At 71.1% G+C, this 19,682-nt stretch carries 20 protein-coding genes; 4 read left to right on the top strand and 16 right to left on the bottom strand.

Annotated features, from left to right (window positions below; all coding sequences use genetic code 11):
• Nucleotides 1–102: 102 nt before the first annotated feature.
• Nucleotides 103–1,449: an MFS transporter gene (locus DP107_RS00355; protein WP_202877303.1), complete on the top strand. Its 1,347-nt coding sequence runs from the start codon at nt 103–105 to the stop codon at nt 1,447–1,449.
• 22 nt (nt 1,450–1,471) lie between these two features.
• On the opposite strand, the gene DP107_RS00350 is transcribed toward DP107_RS00355, so the two are convergent.
• The gene (locus DP107_RS00350) at nt 1,472–2,266 is read right to left on the bottom strand and encodes an enoyl-CoA hydratase/isomerase family protein (protein WP_144260151.1); all 795 of its coding nucleotides are present in this window, start codon (nt 2,264–2,266) and stop codon (nt 1,472–1,474) included.
• Nucleotides 2,267–2,359: 93 nt separating this feature from the next.
• On the opposite strand from DP107_RS00350, the gene DP107_RS00345 reads away from it, so the two are divergent.
• The gene (locus DP107_RS00345) at nt 2,360–3,007 is read left to right on the top strand and encodes a LysE family translocator (RefSeq protein WP_144260150.1); all 648 of its coding nucleotides are present in this window, start codon (nt 2,360–2,362) and stop codon (nt 3,005–3,007) included.
• Nucleotide 3,008: 1 nt separating this feature from the next.
• Here DP107_RS00345 and DP107_RS00340 read toward each other — a convergent pair whose 3' ends face one another.
• The 4 genes from DP107_RS00340 to DP107_RS00325 all read right to left on the bottom strand — a co-directional run bounded on the left by DP107_RS00340 (nt 3,009) and on the right by DP107_RS00325 (nt 7,358).
• Nucleotides 3,009–3,542, bottom strand: a complete 534-nt coding sequence (locus tag DP107_RS00340; protein WP_144260769.1) for a mechanosensitive ion channel domain-containing protein — start codon at nt 3,540–3,542, stop codon at nt 3,009–3,011.
• Between the two features lie 172 nt (nt 3,543–3,714).
• Complete coding sequence (locus DP107_RS00335; RefSeq protein ID WP_144260149.1) at nt 3,715–4,521, bottom strand: metallophosphoesterase; 807 nt, start codon at nt 4,519–4,521, stop codon at nt 3,715–3,717.
• A gap of 3 nt (nt 4,522–4,524) precedes the next feature.
• On the bottom strand, nt 4,525–6,075 hold the full coding sequence (locus tag DP107_RS00330; RefSeq protein WP_144260148.1) for a hypothetical protein: 1,551 nt from the start codon (nt 6,073–6,075) through the stop codon (nt 4,525–4,527).
• Complete coding sequence (locus DP107_RS00325; RefSeq protein ID WP_144260147.1) at nt 6,072–7,358, bottom strand: Single-stranded DNA binding protein; 1,287 nt, start codon at nt 7,356–7,358, stop codon at nt 6,072–6,074. The genes DP107_RS00330 and DP107_RS00325 overlap by 4 nt, the downstream gene beginning before the upstream one ends.
• A gap of 95 nt (nt 7,359–7,453) precedes the next feature.
• On the opposite strand from DP107_RS00325, the gene DP107_RS00320 reads away from it, so the two are divergent.
• Complete coding sequence (locus DP107_RS00320; protein ID WP_144260146.1) at nt 7,454–8,341, top strand: 3-hydroxyacyl-CoA dehydrogenase family protein; 888 nt, start codon at nt 7,454–7,456, stop codon at nt 8,339–8,341.
• A 365-nt stretch (nt 8,342–8,706) separates the two neighbouring features.
• On the opposite strand, the gene DP107_RS00315 is transcribed toward DP107_RS00320, so the two are convergent.
• From DP107_RS00315 to DP107_RS00265, 11 genes are all read right to left on the bottom strand, one after another.
• Nucleotides 8,707–9,834, bottom strand: a complete 1,128-nt coding sequence (locus DP107_RS00315; protein ID WP_144260145.1) for a methionine synthase — start codon at nt 9,832–9,834, stop codon at nt 8,707–8,709.
• Complete coding sequence (locus tag DP107_RS00310; protein WP_144260144.1) at nt 9,831–10,841, bottom strand: 5-methyltetrahydropteroyltriglutamate--homocysteine methyltransferase; 1,011 nt, start codon at nt 10,839–10,841, stop codon at nt 9,831–9,833. Before DP107_RS00310 ends, DP107_RS00315 begins: the two co-directional genes overlap by 4 nt.
• Nucleotides 10,842–10,904: 63 nt before the next feature.
• Entirely contained in the window at nt 10,905–11,513 is a 609-nt protein-coding gene (locus tag DP107_RS00305) for a HemK2/MTQ2 family protein methyltransferase (protein WP_144260143.1), read from the bottom strand.
• Complete coding sequence (locus tag DP107_RS00300) at nt 11,506–12,873, bottom strand: mechanosensitive ion channel family protein (protein WP_144260142.1); 1,368 nt, start codon at nt 12,871–12,873, stop codon at nt 11,506–11,508. Before DP107_RS00300 ends, DP107_RS00305 begins: the two co-directional genes overlap by 8 nt.
• Nucleotides 12,870–13,709, bottom strand: a complete 840-nt coding sequence (locus DP107_RS00295) for a 16S ribosomal RNA methyltransferase A (RefSeq protein WP_144260141.1) — start codon at nt 13,707–13,709, stop codon at nt 12,870–12,872. The genes DP107_RS00300 and DP107_RS00295 overlap by 4 nt, the downstream gene beginning before the upstream one ends.
• A gap of 67 nt (nt 13,710–13,776) precedes the next feature.
• A complete protein-coding gene (locus tag DP107_RS00290) occupies nt 13,777–14,367 on the bottom strand; it encodes a DUF655 domain-containing protein (RefSeq protein WP_144260140.1) in 591 nt (196 codons plus the stop codon).
• A gap of 358 nt (nt 14,368–14,725) precedes the next feature.
• Nucleotides 14,726–16,579, bottom strand: a complete 1,854-nt coding sequence (locus DP107_RS00285) for an FAD-binding protein (protein WP_144260139.1) — start codon at nt 16,577–16,579, stop codon at nt 14,726–14,728.
• A 138-nt stretch (nt 16,580–16,717) separates the two neighbouring features.
• Nucleotides 16,718–17,602 carry a succinate dehydrogenase/fumarate reductase iron-sulfur subunit gene (locus tag DP107_RS00280; RefSeq protein WP_144260138.1) on the bottom strand — a complete coding sequence of 295 codons (885 nt, stop codon included), beginning with the start codon at nt 17,600–17,602 and terminating at the stop codon, nt 16,718–16,720.
• The gene (locus DP107_RS00275; RefSeq protein ID WP_144260137.1) at nt 17,602–17,982 is read right to left on the bottom strand and encodes a succinate dehydrogenase; all 381 of its coding nucleotides are present in this window, start codon (nt 17,980–17,982) and stop codon (nt 17,602–17,604) included. The genes DP107_RS00280 and DP107_RS00275 overlap by 1 nt, the downstream gene beginning before the upstream one ends.
• Nucleotides 17,982–18,374, bottom strand: a complete 393-nt coding sequence (gene sdhC, locus DP107_RS00270; protein ID WP_144260136.1) for a succinate dehydrogenase, cytochrome b556 subunit — start codon at nt 18,372–18,374, stop codon at nt 17,982–17,984. Before sdhC ends, DP107_RS00275 begins: the two co-directional genes overlap by 1 nt.
• A 157-nt stretch (nt 18,375–18,531) precedes the next feature.
• Nucleotides 18,532–19,191, bottom strand: coding sequence for an alpha/beta hydrolase (locus tag DP107_RS00265; RefSeq protein WP_144260135.1), 660 nt, complete (start codon nt 19,189–19,191; stop codon nt 18,532–18,534).
• Nucleotides 19,192–19,298: 107 nt separating this feature from the next.
• Here DP107_RS00265 and DP107_RS00260 point away from each other — a divergent pair, with 107 nt between their 5' ends.
• The gene (locus DP107_RS00260) at nt 19,299–19,682 is read left to right on the top strand and encodes a winged helix-turn-helix transcriptional regulator (RefSeq protein WP_144260134.1); all 384 of its coding nucleotides are present in this window, start codon (nt 19,299–19,301) and stop codon (nt 19,680–19,682) included.

Raw genomic sequence — 19,682 nt, 5'->3', positions numbered from 1 at the left:
GTGGGCGCTCCGAGGGCCTGAACCCACCGGTCGGCGGTGTCCGACCCCCTCGTCCGAGGGGGAACCGCGGCGCTCAAGTCCCGCGCTCACCTCCGCGGGGACGTGTTCCGGTCGGACCGTTCCCAGTGGCTGCTGCTCGCGACGGCCGCGGTCTCGCGCTTCGGCGGCGGCGTCCTGATGGGGACCGCGATGGCCGTCTACGTCGGGCGCGAGGGCTCGCCGCTGGCGGTGAGCGCCGTCGCGACCGCCTACTTCGCCGGGCTGATGCTCGCCTCCCCGGTCTGGGGTGCGGTCGCGGACGTGACGGGTCGTGGCCGCGCGGTGATGATCGTCACGGGGACCCTCGCGACGCTGGCGGCCGCGCCCCTGGCGGTCGCCGACGGCGTCTGGCTCCCGGTCGGCCTGCGCGGGCTGTACGCCGTCTTCGCCGCCGGGTTCGCCCCGGTCGCGCTCGCCATCGCCAGCGAGCGCGGCGGCGAATCCGGCCGCGGCCGGTCGCTGGGGACGTTCAACTCCGCTCGGTCTGGCGGGTTCGCCGGCGGGCAGTTCGCCGCCGGCATTCTCCTCGGGGCCGTGGCCCGGCCGGAGCTCTACCTCGTTGTCGCCGGACTGTCGGCGGTCTCGACGGTCGCCGCCGCCGCGCTCGTCGACCCGGGCCCGCCCGGCGGGACCGAGGGCGCGGTCGTGGCCGACGGCGGTGCGGGCCCGGCCGATGCCGACGACCGACCGACGCGGACGGAACTCGCCCGCGAGGTCCGCGCCCGGCTGTTCCCGGCGGCCGGCGACCGCGGCCACTACCGGACGAACGGGCTGCGCTGGCTCTACGTCGCGCTCGCGGTGCGGAACGTCACCGTCCTCGGCGTGATGGCGCTGATGGCCCCGTATCTCGTCGACATCGTCGGCGTCGCGGAGGCCGTCATGGGTGCACTGCTGGCCGTCAACCACGGGACACAGGTGGCGGCGATGTACCTGCTCGGCGTCGCTGCCGACCGGGTCGGCCGGAAGCCGCTCATCGTCGCCGGGATGACCGGGAGCGGCGCGTTCGCCGTCCTCACGGCCGCCGCGACCGTCCCGGGGGCCACCGTGGGCGTCCTCGGCGTCGCCGGCCCCACCTGGCTCGGGACCGGCCTCGCCCGCGTCCTCGCCGCCGGCGGGGCGCTGTTCGTCCTCGGGGTCTCCTTCTCCGCGATGACGACCGGCGCCGTCGCCTTCATCGGGGACGTGGCCCCCGCCGGCCGGGAGTCCGAGCTGATGGGGCTTCGCTCGACCGCGAAGGGGCTCGGCGGCGTCGTCGGCCCGACGCTCGTCGGCGGCGTCGCGACGCTGGCGGGCTACCCCGCGGCGTTCGCCCTCGCCAGCACGCTCGCGTTCGCGGCCGCCGGCCTGGCGGGACTGGCGCTCGTCGAGAGCCGCCCGACCGGCGCGTCGGGCGTGCCGGCAGACGACTGAGCTGCAGGGCCGGCCCGACGAGCTACGCCCCCTCGAACTCCGCGTCGCCCTCCCCCATGAACGACTCCAGCCCGCGGGCGAAGTCCTCGCTCGCGGTGAGTTCGGCGATGGTCTCGGCCTCCGTCGCGAGCTGTTCGTTCAGCGACCGGTCGAACGAGCCGCGCAGCAGCCCCTTCGTCGCCGCATGGGCGAGCGTCGGCCCCTCTGCCAGCCGGGCGGCCTCCTCGGCCAGGCGCGCCTCGAACTCGTCGTCCCCGACCGTCTCGGTCGCCAGCCCCAGGTCGACGGCCTCGGCCGCGTCGATCGGCTCGTCCCGGAAGGCGATACGCTGGGCCTCGCGGAGCCCAACCAGTCGCGGCAGGAAGTACGAGGAGCCCCCATCGGCCGAGAGGCCGATACGGGGGTAGGCGAACTCGAAGCGTGCGGACTCCGTCGCGATGACGATGTCACCACAGAGTGCCGGCCCGACGCCGCCGCCGGCCGCGACGCCGTTGACCCCGCAGACGACCGGCTTCGGCGCCCGGGCGAGCTGGCTCACCAGCCCGTGCAGATCGCCCGCCACCCGCCGGATGATCGCCGCGTCCGTCCCATCGCCCGAGAGCATCGTCAGGTCGGCGCCGGTGTTGAACGCTCCCTCGGTCCCCGTCAGGACGATACAGCGGACCGTCTCGTCCTCCACGAGGTCGATGGCGGCCCCGTGCAGCTCGTCGGCCGCTTGCCGGTTCATCGAGTTGTTCCGCTCCGGGCGGTCGAACGTGAGCCGCCCGACCGCGCCGTCGGCCGCGTGGGTCACCGTGACGTGTTCGTGCGTGGGCATACGCGGAATCACACGCGGCTCCGATATATGGCTGCGGGTGTCCCCGTGACGGGGGACGACAGGGCTTTGACCGCGGCGGCCGCAGCCGGACCGATGACAGCCGGGCCGCCGACCGCCTTCCTGCTCGCCGCCGGGGCCCTCGTGCTCGCGCCGGGGCCGGACACGTTCTACGTCCTCGACCGCGGGCTCGGCGGCGCCCGCCGGCGGGTCGGGCTGGCGGCGGCCGCGGGGGTCACCACGGGTATCCTGGTCCACACCGCCGGCGTGGTGCTGGGGCTGGCGGCCCTGCTCCGGGCCTCGCCAGCGGCCTACGACCTGCTCCGCTACGTCGGGGCCGCCTACCTCCTCGCGCTCGGCGCCCACACGCTCTGGCGGCTCGCCGCCCGTGGCCCCGAGGCCGTCGTCGCCGACCGACCCGACGCCGCCCGTGACGGGGAGTCCACGGGCGCCGTCCCCGCCTACCTCGAGGGGGTCGCGGTGAACGTGCTCAACCCGAAGGTAGCGGTGTTCTTCCTGGCCTTCCTCCCGCAGTTCGCCGGGCCCGCGGCGGCCGACCTCGCCGTCCACGGGGGCTGGTACGCCGTCCTCACGATGACCTACCTCGGCGCCGTGGCGCTCTCGACCCACCGGGCCCGCGCGCTCCTGACGGGCCGGCCGCGTGTCGCCGGCGGCCTCCGGGCACTCTCGGGGCTCGTCCTCGCTGGCTTCGGTGTCGAGTTGGCCCTGCTCGGCGTACTCTGACTCAGTCCACGTCGTCCAGTTTCGTCCACTTCTTCTCGATCTCCGCGTTGCCCCGGACCATCGTGTCCCCACCGATGGTGATGCGGGTCTTCCGGAGCTCGATCCGCTTGACCTCGCCCACGGTACCGCCCACGTCGACGCGGTCGCCCGGCGCGAAGTCGGGGTCGCGCAGCAGGTCGACCCCGGCGACGGCGTCGGCCAGCATCTCCGAGAGCGCGTAGGAGACACCCAGCGCGAGGAAGCCGGTGGCGGTGCCGAGCGACGCGGCGATAGCCGGGAGGCCGACGATGGAGAGGAAGCTGAGCGCGACGCCGAAACAGAGGACGGCGAACACGATGGTGGCGACGAACTGGCGGTAGACCGCCTGTGACTCGGGGACGCTGCGCCGCAGCGCGAACCGGACGACCGCCATCATGACCTTGACCAGCACCGCCGCGATGGCGAGGAACACCAGCCCGGTCAGCAGGTCCGGCAGGGCCGTCGCCACCCCGTCGACGAACTCGTTCACCGCGGTACTGACGATGGAACCCTGGATAGGGACGGATACGGGCACGGCTCCGCGAACGCGGCCCCCCGGGTTAACTCCACGTCCCCGATTCCCGACCCCCGGACTGCGCGACGGTGGACCGCCCGATACGGATACCCGGGATAGTCGTGGTTCTCATGGCCGGAACGGCCTACAAGAGTGATACCACGGCGATAGTGGCTCAGACCGACCGGTAGGCCCCGAGCCGGGTTCCGTCGAGCAGGTACGCCTCCCCGTCGGCGAGCCCGCCGGGGAGGAACGGCGAGAGGAACTCCTGCTCCTCGTTGACCCAGGTCCCGCCGGTGAGGTCGTTGAACGCCGGAAAGACGACGAGGTCGCCGTCGACCGTCGGCGGCTCGATGCCGGCGTCACCGGCGTGGCCCTCGAACGGGCCCGGGGCGAGTCGCCCGCGAAGCCACGCGCGCTCGGCGCGGTGGCCGCCGACCTCGTCCTCCAGCCGGACGACGGGATGCTCGTGGGCGGTGCAGACGACGGGCGCCTCGACCACCGCGGGCGCGGGCCAGGTGTGCCCGTGCGCGAAGCCGACGCCGCCGATGCGGGTGCCGGCGGCGTTGCTGACGGTCACGGGGTTGGGCCCCTCGTCGTGGCCGAGCGCCGCGACGACGTCGGCGAGTCCGCCGTCGTGATTGCCCGGGGTCACCGTCACGGGGACGCGCTCTGTCAGCGCGTCGAACAGTTCGTCCAGCTCCCGGCGCTCGGTCTCGCCGGGGTCGCCGATGGCGTTGGCCACGTCGCCGAGCAGGACGACGCGGTCCGCGCCGCTCTCGGCCAGGAGGCGGAGGGCGGCCTCGCGGCGGTCGTCGGCCCGGTTGCCGAGTTCGACGCCGTCGCGCCGGAGCGCAACCTCCAGCCCGGCGTGGTAGTCGGCCAGCACCAGGACACGTCCGGCGCCGGTGTCGGCGACGGCCGCCGGCTCGCCGGGGAGCGGTTCGACACTCGGCCGCCCGCCTGACGGATCACGCGCCACCGGTCAGATGGGCTTGAGCCGGCCGTCCTCGGGCTCGTAGCACTGTCCGCCCATCAGCGCGTCCTGGACGGCCCCGTCGACCGCGTCGGGCGTCGCGCCCGTGCGGTCGACCACGCGCTCGACGACGGCGTCGGTCGGGGCCCCGTCCCCCTCATCGAGCGCCCGCATCGCGTCCATCACGGCCTCGGAGAGGTCCACGTCCTCGTCCGCGGGCTCGTCCCCCTCGTCGACCGCCTCCGTCGACTCGGCGGGTTCCGGCTCGGTCTCGCCTCCGGATCCGGCCGTCTCGTCGGCCTCCTCGGCCTCCGGTTCGAGGTCGGGTTCGGGCTCCACCTCGGTCCCGGTCGAGAACTCCGTGCCGTACTCCTCCTCGACCTGCTCGCGGACGTCGTCGCCGAGCGGGTCCGCCTCGGGGTCCTCGTCGAACTCGCCGGGCTCGAACTCGCCGAGGTCGTCGCCTGACCCCTCGGTGGGCGCTGCCGCCGTCTCGGCGGTGGTGCCCCCGACCTCACCGCTCGCTTCGGCGGTCGCCGGCTCCGACGGTTCCCCGGTCATCGGCGCCTCGGCGGCCGACTCCGCCGCGCCGGCCGCCTCGCTCGTCGGGTTCGTATCCGACTCCGTGCTCGCGTCGGAGTCCACGGCGCTGGAGACGTCGGTGGTGGTCGACGGGGACTCGGCGGCACCGGTCGGCTCTGCCCCGGTGTCCTCCGTCCCAGTCGTCGCCTCGACGGACACGTCCTCGGTCGCCGCCTCCGCCGTCTCGCCGGCGGTCGTGGCCCCGGCCGAGCCGTCGGCCGTCCCGGCGACCGCCGGGCCGGCGGCCTGCAGCGCGTCCAGATCAGCCGGTCCCCCCTCGTCGGGTGCGAGGTCCAGCGTGCCGGCCTCGTCGCGCTCGTCGGCGACGACGCGGGTCGCGTCCAGCGCGAGGTCCCGCAGCGCGCCGAGGTACGCGGGCGTCGTCCCGTAATGATCGCGGGCGAGCGTAACCCCCTGCGCGAGGGCGGGGTCGACCCCCTCGGACTCGAGGTGCTCGCGGAGACGCACACCGGACAGCCCCCTCTCGATGGCCGCGGCCATCGTGCCGACCCGGTCGAGTGTCTGCTCGGCGGTCGCGACGACCCACCGGTCCCGGGTCCCGGCGTCGACCTCGCTGATGCTCTCCGGGCGGACGGAGGAGTAGACCACGTCGGTGTCGTCGGGCTGGTAGGTCCGGGCTTTCCCGGTCACGGCGAGGAACGCCGGTGGGTCCGTCCGCTCGAGGAAGGAGAGCGCCTCGGGCTGGTACTGCCCGGCGTACACCACGAACGCGCCCGTCGGGTCCACGATGCGCGCCCGCAGCATCGACTCGTTTACCTGCTCGAGTTCGGTGAGGACGCCGACGAGGAACAGCCGGTTGACCCGGCCGCCGGTCGGCGTGATGACGAAGTTGGGGGCGCGCTCCTCGTCGCTCTCGGAGAACTGGAAGTCGCAGTCGTCGAACTCGGCGGCGAACAGCCGGTAGGCGACCTCCCGCGTGCCCGGGCCGCTGTCGCCGTCGTCGCCGTCGGTGCTCACGCCTCACCACCCGGCTCGCCGGCGGCGGACTGCAACAGTGCGCGCGCCCGCTCGGTGGGGTCGTCGTCGACGGCCTCGAACGCCGTGGCGTCCAGGTTCGCGCCGTACTCGTCGACGGAGAGCGTCCCCCGCACCCGGAACTCCCGGCCGACGAGGTCCGCCGCGATGTCCTCGGCCACGACCTCCCGGTCCATCGCGTCGCGGGCGGCCTCCAGCGCGTCCTCCAGCGTGCCGCCGTAGATCGCCTCGGTCATCTCCCGGTCCAGCACCGCCGTCGCCGTCCCGGTGCCGTCGTCGAGGATGGCCTTCACCCGCATGTCGTCCTCGGCGTCGACCTGGCCGTGCGAGCGACACTGACCGTTCTGGACCACGCGCCCACAGTCGGGACAGCGCTGGATGAGACCGGAACCGTCCCGGACCTCGATGACGTTGCCGACGAGTTCGACGTCGAACGCGCCGCCCCCGTCGACGGCCTCGCCGATGGGGAGCCGCCGGGCCTCCTCGTTGGCGGCCACCTCGCGGTCCAGCGGGGCGACCAGCGAGAACTCCGAGACGTTCACCGACGGGACGCCGCGGAACTCGCGGACGTAGACGTCCTCGATGCGGACGGAGCCGCCCTCCTGCAGTTCGGGGTGCGGGTCCCAGTCCGTGAACGGGAGCCGGGTCGACTCGTCGGCCAGCACGCCGCTGAGGATCTCCGTCTCCCCATCGCGGCCGTCGATGACCTTCGACTCGACCTCCATCACCCGGACATCGACGTTGCGCCCGCGGTCGCCGGGGGCGAGGTCCGCGAGGGCACGGTCGCCGCCGACCTCGTACGGCACGTCGAGCGGCTCGTCCTCGAACGCGAGCGTGGTCGACTCCCCGAGGTTGAGCTCGGCCTCGCCCTCCCACTCGCGGACGCCGGCGTTGCCCGCGCGGACGATGTCGCCCTCTGCGAGGCCGAACTCCTGCCACGCGGTGAAGTCGATGACGCCGGTCCCGTCGGCCAGCTCGCCCTCGCGGATGACCTGGTCCTCGCCGTCGTAGCGGATGGACCGCTTGCCCACGGTGAGGACGCGTCCGGTGACGGTGACGTTGCCCGAGTCCGGGGTCACGTCGGCGATGTCGGTGGCGGTCGGCTCGCTGCCGCCCCCGTCGCCGCCGTACTTCCGCCGGAGCGAGCTCCTGGCCTCGTCCACCGGCACGCTGTACTGTACCAACCGCTCGAGATCCTCGAGGACCTCCGCTCTGTCGACGCCGAGGTCGGAGGCGAGCTCCTCGGCATGGTCGTCTAGCTCCATCGGTCGCCGGTTGGGCGCAATCGAACAAAAGAGTGCGCCCTGTCGCGAGCTCCCGTCGCCGAACGCTTAACCCGACCCCGCCCGCGGCCCTGGACATGACGGACGACACCGAAGGCGTCGCGGTCCTCGGCGCCGGCACGATGGGACGTGGTATCGCCCACGCGGCCGCCGTCGTCGGGCACGACGTGACGATGCGGGACGTGGACGAGTCGGTACTGGACGAGGCCGCCGCCGCGGTCGACGGAACCATCTCCGGTGCCATCGAGCGCGGCAAGCTCGACGCCGACGCGGCCGACGCCGCCCGCGACCGCGTCCGGACCACGACCGACCTGGGCGACTGCGCCGACGCGACGGTCGTCATCGAGGCCGTGCCCGAGGATCTGGACCTGAAGACGAGCGTCCTGGGCGAGGCCGAGGCGGTCCTGAACGGGGATGCCTTGCTCACCTCGAACACCTCCTCGCTCCCCGTGACCGAACTCGCCGCGTCGCTGGACGAGCCCGGGCGGTTCTGCGGTCTCCACTTCTTCAACCCGGCCTACGTGATGGGGCTCGTCGAGGTCGTGACCGCCGAGCAGACGGCCGAGGGCGCCCGCGAGCACGCCGTCGGCTTCGTCGAGTCCCTGCGGAAGGAGGCGGTGGTCGTCCGGGACGCGCCCGGGTTCGCCTCCTCACGGCTGGGCGTGACGCTGGGCGCCGAGGCGATGCGGATGCTGGAGACCGGGGCCGCCAAAACGGCGGACATCGACGCCGCGATGGAACTGGGCTACCGGCACCCGATGGGCCCGCTGCAGCTCTCGGACGTCGTCGGGCTCGACGTCCGGCTGGACATCCTCGAACACCTCCGCGAGGATCTCGGCGAGCGGTTCCGCCCGCCCGAGGTCCTCCGCCGGAAGGTCCGCGCGGGCCACCTCGGCCGGAAGTCCGGACGGGGCTTCTACGTCTGGGAGGACGACGAGGCGGTCCGGCCCGTGGACGGGGAATGAACGAACAGTGCGAGGCGGTTACTAGAACAGGCATACAATAGAATTAGCCACTCACCATTCGGAAAATCGGAGATATTAACGGATTATTGGCATCCACGCGAGCGAAGCGATCGCGGTTCGGGCAGTTGCATACCGCGCCGCAGGCGCGGTTTCACTCGTCCGAGGCGAGTGGTGAGTCGGCCGAAGGCCGACGAACCCGAGCCGAGGACGAGCCCTCTTTCTGAACTTTTTGCTGCGAGTGATTTCTCGGCTCCGCCGAGAAATGGATAGCGGGCCGGCGGAGCCGGCCCGCCGGTTCCCGCGGCGCTCGCCTGTGGCGAGCGCGAGGAAACCCGAGCGGCAAAACGCTCGACTGAAAGCTCTCGTCAGTCGTCGGCCGGCGCGGCCGCGAACCCGACGTCGATCTCGCCGGCGTCGAGTTCCGCCTCCACCTCGCGGACGGCCTGGACCATGTTCCTCGTCTTCCCGTACGCGACGTCGCGCGGCAGGAGCTTCAGGCCGCAGTCCGGCGAGATGGTGAGCCGTTCCGGTGGGACGATCTCGAAGCCCTTCTTGATGTTCTCCTTGATCACCTCGACCGGTTCGACCTCGGCGGTGTGGGCGTCGACGACGCCGAGCGCGAGGTCCTTGGTGAACTCGGGGTCCTGGAACACCGGCACCTGCTCGTACTCCCCGTTGGCGAGTTCGAGGTCGAACTCGTGGACGGGGAAGTCGAGCACCTCGGGGTAGATGCGGGAGTAGTCGCCGTAGCAGACGTGCAGGCCCAGCCGGACGTCCGCGGGCACGTCCTCGACGATGCGTTCGAGGCACTCGCCGACGATGGCGTGGTCGTCGGGGGTCGTCGCGAGCGCGGGCTCGTCGATCTGGATGTAGCGCGCGCCGGCCTCGACCAGCGCCTCGACCTCCTCGTTGACGAGGTCGGCCAGCTCGTAGGCCAGCGTCTCCTCGTCGTCGTAGTGCTCGTTGAATGACCAGTTCGCGAGCGTGTACGGCCCCGTGATGGGCACCTTCACGGGGTGCGAGGCGACGCCGTCGGTGAACTCGAACTCCTCGACCAGCCACTGCTCGCCGTAGGAAACCTCGTCCACGACGGAGGGCTTGTCGAAGTAGTTGTGGCCCCAGACCTTGACGGGGCCGTTGAACTCGTAGCCGTCGATGCGGTGGGCGAAGTACTCCACCATCTCGTTGCGCCGCATCTCGCCGTCGACCACGACGTCCAGCCCCGCGCGCTCGTGCTCCCTGGTGATGAGCCGGGCGGCGTCGTCGTGAGCCTCCGTCAGGTGGTCCTCGCCGAAGTCGTACTCGTCGTCCTCGACGAGCTCCTCCGCGCGGTTGAGCCACTTGGGCTTGGGGTACGACCCCACGACCGTCGTCAGGAGGAAGTGGTCGTTGGAGTGGTCGTCGGGGCGGAACTGCTCGCGCACGTCGGCGCCGCCGTCGGCGGCGGTCCGGCGCGTCCCGCCGTCGCCGACCTCGGGCCAGCCGTCGGTCATGCCGTCACCTCCTCCTCGCCTGCGGCGGCACGCGCGAGCACGGCCAGCTTCTCGCGGGCCCGGTTCACGGGCAGGTAGAACAGCTCCGTGTTCGCGGTCAGATACGTCGTGTCGAACGACTGGGCGGGAATCTGCTCCCCGACCCACTCCACGCGCTCCCGGACGGTTTCGACGCCCTCGACGCGGGTGTTCTGGCCGTCGACCAGCCCCAGCGCGATGTCGTCGGTAGTGCCGTACTCCGTGATGTTGTACAGGTTGGCCTCGTGGTCGCTGACGAAGTCGAACCCGACCGCGTCGAGGTCGGCGTCCATCAGGTGCGCGTACGGCTTCTCCGGAACGGCGCCCCAGTAGGTGTGGCAGACGACGTCGGCCTCGGTTGCGGTCGCGACCCGGTCGATGGCCGCGCCCGCGCGCTCGTCGATGCCCGCCTCGGGCGGGTTCTCGACCAGCGATGGCTCCAGCAGGAACAGGGTCGCCACGTCGGGGAACTGCTCGACCTCGTCGACGAGGAAGTCGGCGACGGCGTCGAGGAACGCCGCCTCGTCGCCGTACTGCTCGTCGGTCGCGAGGTCGGCCAGCGAGTACGGCCCCGGGAGGACGGCCTGCAGGTCGCCGGCCCCGTCGTCGAGCGCCTCGGCCGTGGCGTCGAGTTCGGCGGCCACGTCGCCGGTCGCGGTCAGTTCCCCGACGACCACCGGCTCGCGGTAGAAGTTGTTGTTGTCGTAGTAGCGGACGATGCCACGGGTGTCGACGGCGTCGGCCATGGACAGCGGGTGGGCGATGTTGTCGTCCCAGCGGGCCTGCCCCCCGACCACGCGGTCGAGGCCGGCCTCGGTCTGCCAGTCGAGTTCCTCCGCGCGGACGCGGTCGTACGCCTCCGTCACCGCCTCACCCTCCGTCCCGTCGATGAGGTCGGACTTCTGGTGTCCCTTCAGGTCCGAGAGCTCCCCCTTCGCCCAGTCGGGCAGCGGCAGGAGTCCCGGTGTCGTCGCGACGAGTTCGGTCATCAGTCGGCGTTACGTGACCACTCGGAATAATATTTGCTAATCGTCCTGATGCCCAACGGTAATTCAACGCGGGCCTCGCCCGCCCGTCGGGACCAGCTCCAGGACGACCAGTCGCTCCGAGGGGTAGCTCTCGTCGGCGGCCTCCTCCGTGACGAGCCCCGCCGCGCGGGCCGTGTCCCGGACCGTGTCCAGCCCGGTGAGCGAGGAGACGAGCAGCAGCGCCCGGCCGCCGGGGGCCAGGACGCGCCGGACCGACGCCAGGAACGGGTCCACGACGGCACGGCCGTCCGCACCGCCTGATAGCGCCCGCTCCATCCAGTCGTCCCACTCCTGATCCTCGGGCGTGGGGAGGTACGGCGGGTTGAACAGGACCCAGTCGAAGCTCCCGCCCCGGAACGGCGCGACCATGTCCGCCCGGACGGCCTCCAGCCCCGCATCGCGGGCCCGGCGACAGGCGTGTGGGTTCAGGTCCGAGGCGACCACGCGGGCGCCACAGGCCTCGTCGACCGCGCGGCCGACGTGGCCGGAGCCGGTCCCCAGGTCGAGCACGCGGTCGCCCCGGCCGACGCGGCTCACGGCGGTCGTGGCGAGCAGCTGCGAGTCCTCCGCCGCGCGATAGACGTTCGGCTCGCCCCGGAGGTCGGCCAGCCGCGGTCGGTCGCGGTCAGTCATCGTCGTGGTCCATCGGTTCGACCGGGTCCGAGAGGTCGTACGCCGACTCGACGCGCTCGACCGCGGGGATGTACTCCCCCTCGACACTGCGGGGCTGTGTGTCCCCGGTCTGGCCGGACTCGATCGCGACCGTCGGGTCCGTCACCGCCGTCGCGGGCGTGCCACGGTCCGCCTCCGCCCCGTCGACGCGGCGAACGGCCCGCTCCACGTCGTCGTTCCCGTTGTCGGCGGCCCGGGCGCCACGCCCCTCGCCGGCGAGGCGGAAGCCGTCCGCCTCCTCGCGGGCCATCAGCTCGCGCTGCGGGAAGGGAATCTTCACCGCCTCGCGCTCGAAGGCACTCTTCACGGCGTCGATAACGGCGTTCTGTGCGGCCCACTTGCGCTCGACCGTCGGGTCCGGGATCCAGAACCGCAGCGTCAGCACCACCGATGAGGTGCCGAACTCGTCGATGACGACGTCCGGGGCCGGGTCGCCGAGCACCTCGTCCAGCGCGTACATCGCCTCGCGGGCCAGCTCCATCGCCTTCGCGACCTCCACGTCGTAGTCAACGCCGACGTCGACCTGGATACGGAGCTTCCCGTTCCGCGAGCGGTTGATGATCTCGTCGTCCGTGATGCGGTCGTTCGGGATGACGACGACCTCGTTGTCGAAGGTCCGGATCTCCGTATTGAACATGGAGATATCCGTGACGATTCCCTCCTGCTCGTCGACGATGACCCACTCGTTCACCTCGAACGGCCGCGAGAGGAGCAGCACGAACCCGGTGACGATGGCGCCCAGGGTCTGTCGGGCGGCGAGCCCGACGATGAGCCCCGCCGCGCTCGCGCCCAGCAGCAGACTCTGTGGGTTCACCCCGTACAGGGCGAGCGAGAACAGCCCCGCCGGCGCGAACACGAGGAACTGGACGATATGGTGGGCCACTTCCTTCTGATGGGCCGTGATGGCGTCGGCCTCGGACCCCCGGCGTATCACCCGCTTCGTGATGCGGGTGACGGTGAACGCCGTCCCGAACACCGCCGCCAACACGAGCACCCGGACGCCGTCCGTCGGCCCGACCCTGATGAAGGTGAACGCCTCCGACAGCTCGGCCCGGAGCCGCCAGACCACGACGATACCGAATGTGATGGCCAGCCCCATCAGCGTGAGCAGCAGCGACTGGATGGCCTCGACCGCCTCGTCGTCCCCGACGCGCCGCTTGAGCGGGCGCCCGAGCGCGTAGACGACCCCCGCCACGACGGCGAAGAGCGCGAACAGCCCGATGCTGATGAGATACTGCTCCGTCCGCGTGAGCGTCCAGGTCCACGGGTTCAGCACGGGCTCCGTCTGGAGCAGCCACGCCGCGGCCGGCGCCCCGGTCACGGCGGGGTCACCTCCGTCGTTTCGGTCGCGAGCCGGGCGAGTTCGGCGAACTCGGCGGGCCTCACGTCGCCGGCACGCCGCCCCATCAGCTCCTCGTCGGCCGCGTCGACCACGGCGTCCGCGTCGGCGATGCCGCTGATGTGGACGGTGTTCCGGACGGCGTTGCGCATCGTCTTCCGGCGCTGCGTGAACACGCCCCGGACGAGGGCCATGAACACCGCCTCGTCGACCTCGTACGAGGGTGCCCGTGGCAGGCACCGGACCACCGCGCTCTGGACGGCGGGCTCCGGGTCGAACGCGGCCGGCGGGACCGTCTCGACCACCTCCACATCGGCGTAGTGGCCGGCAGTGACCGAGAGGCGGCCGTAGTCGTCCGTACCCGGGTCGGCGGCCATCCGCTCGGCGAACTCCCGCTGGAGCATCAGGACCAGCGGCACCCCACGCGGCAGGAGCCGGAAACAGAACTCGCTGGACGCCCCGTACGGGAGGTTCGAGACGGACCCGGTGAACCCCGGGAGGTCGCACTCCAGCGCGTCACCCTCGATGACCTCGAGACGTCCAGTCTCGATGGCCGCGGCGAACTCCTCGCGGAGGAACCCCGCGAGGTCCGGGTCACGTTCGATGACGGTGACGTGCCCGTCCGTATCCGTGAGGAGGCGGTCGGTCAGCCCGCCGGTCCCGCCGCCGATCTCCAGTACGTGGTCGGCGGCGTCGGTGGGGAGGTAGCCGGGGAGACGGTTCAGTACCCGGTCATCGACGAGGAAATGCTGGTCGCGCCCTGGGTCGCCGCGGACCCCGGCCCGACGGCGGAGGGCGTCCGGGTCCCGTCGTGTCATACGTTCTATCTCATGGTCGACGCTGTGGTGATAAAGCGTTGGCGCCCCGCTCCGGCGGACGACCCGCTCACTCGCCCGGGTCCCGGGCCGTGAAGATGCGGTACTTCATCTCCTCCTCCCTGATCTCCTCGACGATACGGTCGATGAGCGCCCCTCGCGGGTCGTGGAGACCGGAGACGCGGTCCGTCAGGTCGTCGAACGACTCGAACGGCTGGCGCTTGCGCTGGTCGAGGACGTTGTTCCGGAGCTTCTTGCCGATGCCGGGGAGCAGATTCAGCGCGTGGAGCCGGGTCGTGATGGCCTGGGCGTCGTTGAAGAAGTCGACGAACCGCCGCTCCTCGCTGTCGACGATATCGCCCACCCCGTACTCCAGTTCCGACTGTGCGGCCCCGGGGAGGTCGTCGTGGTCGATCCGCTGGACCCGACTCACCGCCTCCCCGCGCGGGTCGATATCGACGCGGTCGCCGACGTCCATGTCCGTGTCGGCCTCGAACCGGACCAGATAGCACCGGAAGTCCTCGAGTCCCAGCGCGTAGGCGACCGGAGTCGTCGTGCGCTGCTCGTCCGGGACCCCGGTCGGCAGGTAGTCGAGCACCACCGCCTCGCGCGGGGCGTCCGAGTCGCCGGACCCACCCGTCTCGTCGCCGGCGTCAGTCATACCCCGAAGCTAACGGGAGGCGATATTTAAAATGCGCCCACGGCGCGGCTGGTCACGGCGGCCCCGTCGGCCACGGCGCAGGCTGGCGAGCGGGCGGGGCCGCTCCCGGCACCGGACCGTGGCACCGCGCTCGCGGAACCGATCGGACGGTGGCGTGCCGCCCGGCCGGGTCGGCGGTCCGGCGACGACGTGTCAGGTCACACGACCGGGTGCCCGCGGCATCGCAGTTGAACCTCAGTGCTGGCGGCCCCCTGCCTCGTTCTCGTGCTATCCGTGCGCACAGTTCGGACGTGAGACGCGGCTATATTCCGGGGGAGGCGAGGAGAAACCGAGAGGGGGACGAACTACCGGGGCGCTCTCAGTAGGAGCGGACCTTCGGCTCGTAGGCCTTCTCGGCGCCCTCGAGGATGACGTCCGTGTAGTAGATCTCGGGGCTGCCGTCCGACCACTGGACCATCGTGTGCTTGAGCCACTCGTCGTCCTTGCGCTTCTGGTGCTCCTTGCGCCAGTGGGCGCCGCGGAACTCGTTGCGGGCGAGCGCGCTGAGGGTCATGGTCTCGGCCACGTCGATGAGGTTCCGCGTCTCGATGGTGTGGATGAGGTCCGTGTTGTAGGTGCTGGAGGGGTCGGAGACGGCGACGTTCCGGTACTCCTCGCGGCACTCCTTGATGACCTCCAGGGCCTTCTTCAGACCCTCCTCCTCGCGGAAGACGTTGACCCAGCGGGTCATGGCCTTCTGGAGCTTCTGCCGGATCTCGGCGTGGTTGCGACCCTCGCGGCTCTTCAGCTCCTCGACGCGCTGGCGACAGCGCTCGGCGGTCCGCTCGACGGTCGCGGACGGGTTGAGCAGCTCCCCGCCGTCCGGGGCCGCCTCCCCGCCGTCGGCCGCCACGTCCTCGTCCGCAGGCCCCAGCGCGCCCGGCTCGACCGGGGCGCCGAGGTCGTCCTCGTGCTCGATGGCCACGGAGGGACCGGTCTCGACGAGCGCCTCGCCGTAGTCACGCCCGGCGGCGTGGTAGCCGGCGCGGGCGCCGAAGACGATGAGCTCGGGCAGCGCGTTCCCGCCCAGGCGGTTGGAGCCGTGGACGGAGACGCAGGCACATTCCCCGGCGGCGTAGAGCCCGGAGACGCAGGTCTCGCCGTGCTCGTTCGTCTCGATGCCGCCCATATGGTAGTGCTGCCCGGGCTTGACCGGCATCGGCTCGGTGAGCCCGTCGACGCCCTCGAAGTCCTCCGCGAGGTGGAGGATGTTCTCCAGGCGGTCGGTGATGCGCTCCTCGCCGAGGTGGCGCATGTCGAGGTAGACGTACTCGTCCTCGACGCCGCGCCCCTCGTTGACCTCCGTCAGCTCGGCGCGGGAGACGACGTCACGCGAGGCGAGCTCGCCGGCGTTGTTGGCGTACCCGCCCTCGAACATGAACCGCTCGCCCTCGGCGTTGTAGAGGATGCCCCCCTCGCCACGAACCCCCTCGGAGATGAGCACCCCCGTGGAGGGGAGCGTGGTCGGGTGGAACTGGACGAACTCCATGTCCTCGACCGGGGCGCCCGCGCGGTAGGCCATCGCGGGGCCGTCGCCGGTGTTGGCGACTGCGTTGGTGGTGTGGTCGAACGCCTGTCCGTCGCCACCGGTCGCGAGAACGACGCCGTTCGTGGCCTCGAAGCCGACGACATCGCCGCTCTTGATGTCGTAGGCGACGCAGCCGTGACACTCCCGGTCCTCGGGGTCCGGCTCGTCGGTGACGGCGAGGTCCATCACGTAGAACTCGTCGTACACCTTGATGCCCCGTTTGACGACCTGCTCGTACATGGTGTGGAGCAGGTGGTGGCCAGTCTCGGCGCCGGCGTAGGTGGTCCGTGGGAAGCTCAGGCCGCCGAAGGGCCGCTGGGAGACGCGCCCGTCGTCCTCGCGGCTGAAGGGCATCCCCCAGTGCTCGAGCTGAATGACCTCCTCGGGGGAGGTCTCACAGAGGGTCTCGATGGCCGGGGCGTCCCCCAGGTAGTCCGAGCCCTTCATCGTGTCGTATGCGTGGTCGGTCCAGTCGTCGCCGTCCCGCAGCGCGGCGTTGATGCCGCCCTCGGCCGCGCCCGTGTGGGAGCGAACGGGATGGAGCTTCGAGACGAGCGCCACGTCGGCGCCCTCCTCGTGTGCTGCGATGGCCGCTCGGAGGCCGGCGCCGCCGGCGCCGACCACGATGACGTCGTGTTCGTACATTGTGTGTGAAAGGGTCGCTGTGTTCTAAATCCGTGTTGGAGTTCGACTGACTTGATGCTGTCGTGCGATAGCGCCCGCAAGCGCCCGGATCCGGCAGAACATGCCGGGTCCGAGCGCTCCGGGAGCGCCGACCGAGGCTCACCAGAACTTCAGGTTGTTCTTGACGGCCTCGCGCTTGAGCTCCTGGATGTGCTCGGTGAGCGGGATGTCCTTCGGGCAGACCTCCGTGCAGGAGAACTGGGTCTGACACCGCCAGACGCCGTGCTCCTGCTCGATGATCTCCAGTCGTTCCTGCTTGCGGTTCTCGCCCTCCCGCTCGTCCATCGCGAACTTGTAGGCCTTGTTGATCGCCGCGGGACCGAGGTACTCGTTGTTCCCGGCGGCCACGTTGCAGGAGGACATGCAGGCGCCACACCAGATACAGCGCGAGGACATCTTGATTTTCTCGCGGTTCTCCCGGGTCTGGCGCTGCTCCTCCATCCCGTCGGGGAGCTCGTCGGCGTCGAAGTACGGCTCGACGGCCTCCATCTGGTCGTAGAAGTGCTCCATATCCACGACGAGGTCCTTGACGACCTCCTGATGGGGGAGCGGTTCGACGCGGATCTCGCCGGGGACGCCGCCGTCGTCGCCCAGGTCGACCACCTGGGTCTTGCAACCCAGATGCTGGGTGCCGTTGACGAACAGCGCGTCCGAGCCACAGACGGCCTGCCGACAGGAGTGCCGGAAGGTGAGCGAGGAGTCGTAGTGGTCCCGGGCGTACATCAGCGAGTCCAGGACGGTCATCCCCTTCGTGAACGGCACCTCGAACGTGTCGAAGCGGGGCTCCTCCTTCTCGGGGATCTCCGGGTCGTAGCGGAACACCTTCAGCGTGAACGTGGTGTCCGCCTCGTCGAGGTCGTTCTCGGCCCGCTCGCGCATCCGGTCGCGGCTCGCGGCCCGCTCGGCCTTCTCCTCCAGGCGGCGGCGCTGGTGGCTGGACTGCTCTTCGGTCTCGGTCTCCTGTTCGGTGACTTGTGTGCTCATTATGCTGCGGGTCCGATGATGAAGCCGGCCATCGCCATCGCGACGCGGATGCCCTGTGCGACCAGGAGCACGCTCGCGAGGATCAGCCCGTACTTGACGACGGTCTTCGGGGTGCCGTCGAGCCCCTGGTTGACGAGTGCGTTGTAGACCCCGTTGACGCCGTGGAAGGTGGCGGTCACGAGGAAGGCGACCATCGTGAGGAAGTAGCCCGGCTGGCTCATCCGCAGGTTGGTCTGCATGAAGGTCACCTCGGCGGCGTGGTTGACGAAATGCAGCAGCATGAAGTGGAACGCCAGCACCACCACGAGGAACGCCGCGGTGAGCCGCTGGAGCAGCCAGCGCGTCCCCTTCGGCTCGAACGAGGAGTAGTAGTCCGCCATCACACCGCCCCCGCGAGGAAGGTCGGGACGCTCGCCACCACGATGGCGCCCGTGAGGGCGAGCGACGCGTAGAAGCTCTTGTCCTGTGCCTCCAGTCCGACCCCGAGGTCGACGAACAGCAGTCGCAGTCCGTTGAGGATGTGGAAGACCGCGACCGCCAGCAGGCCGACCTCCAGGAACCGGATGACCAGCAGGCTCTCCAGGCCCACGATAGTCTGGGTGTAGGCCTCGGCGCTGATGGTGGCCGTGCTCAGCACGGCGATATGCGTGAACAGGTAGCCGACGAGCACCCAGCCGGTGAACTTGTGGAACACCCAGGCCCACATGCCGGCGGAGAACTCCCGCCACCGCCCGAAGTCCTCCACCAGGCCCCGGTCGTACGATTGACTCATTACGGGAACGTGTGGGAACCGGTCGCGTATAGAAGTTGCCTTTGCGCGCCAGCGGACTGCCACGAGGCGGCTCTCTCCGGGCGGTTCCCGACCGGGCACCGGGCCGGTCGACCCGGCGCCATCTGCCGGCAGTTCGACGGCCTCGAACGGCGGGCGCTCAGTCGACCAGCGAGGCGATGACGGCCCGCGCGGCCGCGACCTCGTCCGCGTTCACCGTGTGGCCCATCCCCTCGTAGAGCCGCATGTCCACGTCGGCGCCCATCGCTTCGAGGGCGTCCCGCGTCGCGACCACCCGCTCCTCGGGGATATGCGGGTCCACGTCCGAACAGCCCAGGAAGACCGGTGTCCCCGCCAGATCCCCGGGATACGTCCCGTCCAGTTCCTCGCCGATGAGACCGCCGCTGAACGCGATGACCCCCCCGTACCGGCGCGGGTTGCGCGCGACGTACTCCGCCGCGAGGCAGGCGCCCTGCGAGAACCCGCCGAGGACGATGCGCTCGTGCGGGATGCCGGCCTCGACCGCCCGGCCAACGGCGTCGTCCAGCGCCCGCAGCCCCGAGGACCGGCCGGGTTCGTTCGCCTCGACCGGCGCCAGGAAGGAGTTGGGGTACCACTCGTTGCGCGCGGCCTGCGGGGCGAGATAGGCTACGCCCTCGACCGCGAACTCATCGGCCATGCCGAGGATGCCCCGCGCCGAGGCGCCCCGGCCGTGAGCGAGGACGACCGCGGCGGGCGCGTCCGCCAGGTCCGCTCCCGCGGTCGTGATGCCCTGCCCCTGATGTGGCCCGACCTCGTCGTCGGTGCGGTCGCCGCTCATCGGCCGTCCTCCGCTCGCCGTTCGACCAGTAGTGTCACCATGTCACCTGAGTTCGTCCCCGAACCTACTTATGCGTTCCCTGACAACGATGGCGGTAGGTGACGAAGATGTCCTCTGGTACGGATAACCCGACAGCGGAGACGGTCGCCGACGACGGCCCCTGTGCCGTGGTCGACTCGCTCGAACAGATCGGCTCACAGTGGCGGCTCATCGTCCTGCACGACCTGCAGGACGGCGAGAAGCGTTTCAACGAGCTGAAACGGTCGACCGACGCCTCCTCGCGGACGCTCTCGCGGGTCCTCGACGACCTCCAGGAGATGGGCTTCGTCGACCGCCGGATGGAGGAGGACGCCCCCGTTGCGACCTACTACTCGCTGACGCGGAAGGGGGAGTCGCTCTGCCCCGTCTTCGACGAGATCGAGCGGTGGGCCGACGAGTGGCTCCAGCCCCCGGCGGGCGAACCGGACGTCGCCGCCGAGTCCGCGGACTGA

Origin of the sequence: Haloglomus irregulare, assembly GCF_007421925.1 — an archaeon.
Taxonomy (GTDB): Archaea; Halobacteriota; Halobacteria; order Halobacteriales; family Haloarculaceae; genus Haloglomus; species Haloglomus irregulare.
This window is presented reverse-complemented; position numbering and strand designations above follow the sequence as displayed.

Excerpts from the sequence above, each read along its gene's own strand:
- DP107_RS00350 (WP_144260151.1), bottom strand. The coding sequence starts at position 2,266 with ATGCCCACGCACGAACACGTCACGGTGACCCACGCGGCCGACGGCGCG.
- DP107_RS00345 (WP_144260150.1), top strand. The coding sequence starts at position 2,360 with ATGACAGCCGGGCCGCCGACCGCCTTCCTGCTCGCCGCCGGGGCCCTC.
- DP107_RS00325 (WP_144260147.1), bottom strand. The coding sequence starts at position 7,358 with ATGGAGCTAGACGACCATGCCGAGGAGCTCGCCTCCGACCTCGGCGTC.
- DP107_RS00320 (WP_144260146.1), top strand. The coding sequence starts at position 7,454 with ATGACGGACGACACCGAAGGCGTCGCGGTCCTCGGCGCCGGCACGATG.
- DP107_RS00315 (WP_144260145.1), bottom strand. The coding sequence starts at position 9,834 with ATGACCGACGGCTGGCCCGAGGTCGGCGACGGCGGGACGCGCCGGACC.
- DP107_RS00310 (WP_144260144.1), bottom strand. The coding sequence starts at position 10,841 with ATGACCGAACTCGTCGCGACGACACCGGGACTCCTGCCGCTGCCCGAC.
- DP107_RS00305 (WP_144260143.1), bottom strand. The coding sequence starts at position 11,513 with ATGACTGACCGCGACCGACCGCGGCTGGCCGACCTCCGGGGCGAGCCG.
- DP107_RS00295 (WP_144260141.1), bottom strand. The coding sequence starts at position 13,709 with ATGACACGACGGGACCCGGACGCCCTCCGCCGTCGGGCCGGGGTCCGC.
- DP107_RS00290 (WP_144260140.1), bottom strand. The coding sequence starts at position 14,367 with ATGACTGACGCCGGCGACGAGACGGGTGGGTCCGGCGACTCGGACGCC.
- DP107_RS00285 (WP_144260139.1), bottom strand. The coding sequence starts at position 16,579 with ATGTACGAACACGACGTCATCGTGGTCGGCGCCGGCGGCGCCGGCCTC.
- DP107_RS00280 (WP_144260138.1), bottom strand. The coding sequence starts at position 17,602 with ATGAGCACACAAGTCACCGAACAGGAGACCGAGACCGAAGAGCAGTCC.
- DP107_RS00275 (WP_144260137.1), bottom strand. The coding sequence starts at position 17,982 with ATGGCGGACTACTACTCCTCGTTCGAGCCGAAGGGGACGCGCTGGCTG.
- sdhC (WP_144260136.1), bottom strand. The coding sequence starts at position 18,374 with ATGAGTCAATCGTACGACCGGGGCCTGGTGGAGGACTTCGGGCGGTGG.
- DP107_RS00265 (WP_144260135.1), bottom strand. The coding sequence starts at position 19,191 with ATGAGCGGCGACCGCACCGACGACGAGGTCGGGCCACATCAGGGGCAG.
- DP107_RS00260 (WP_144260134.1), top strand. The coding sequence starts at position 19,299 with ATGTCCTCTGGTACGGATAACCCGACAGCGGAGACGGTCGCCGACGAC.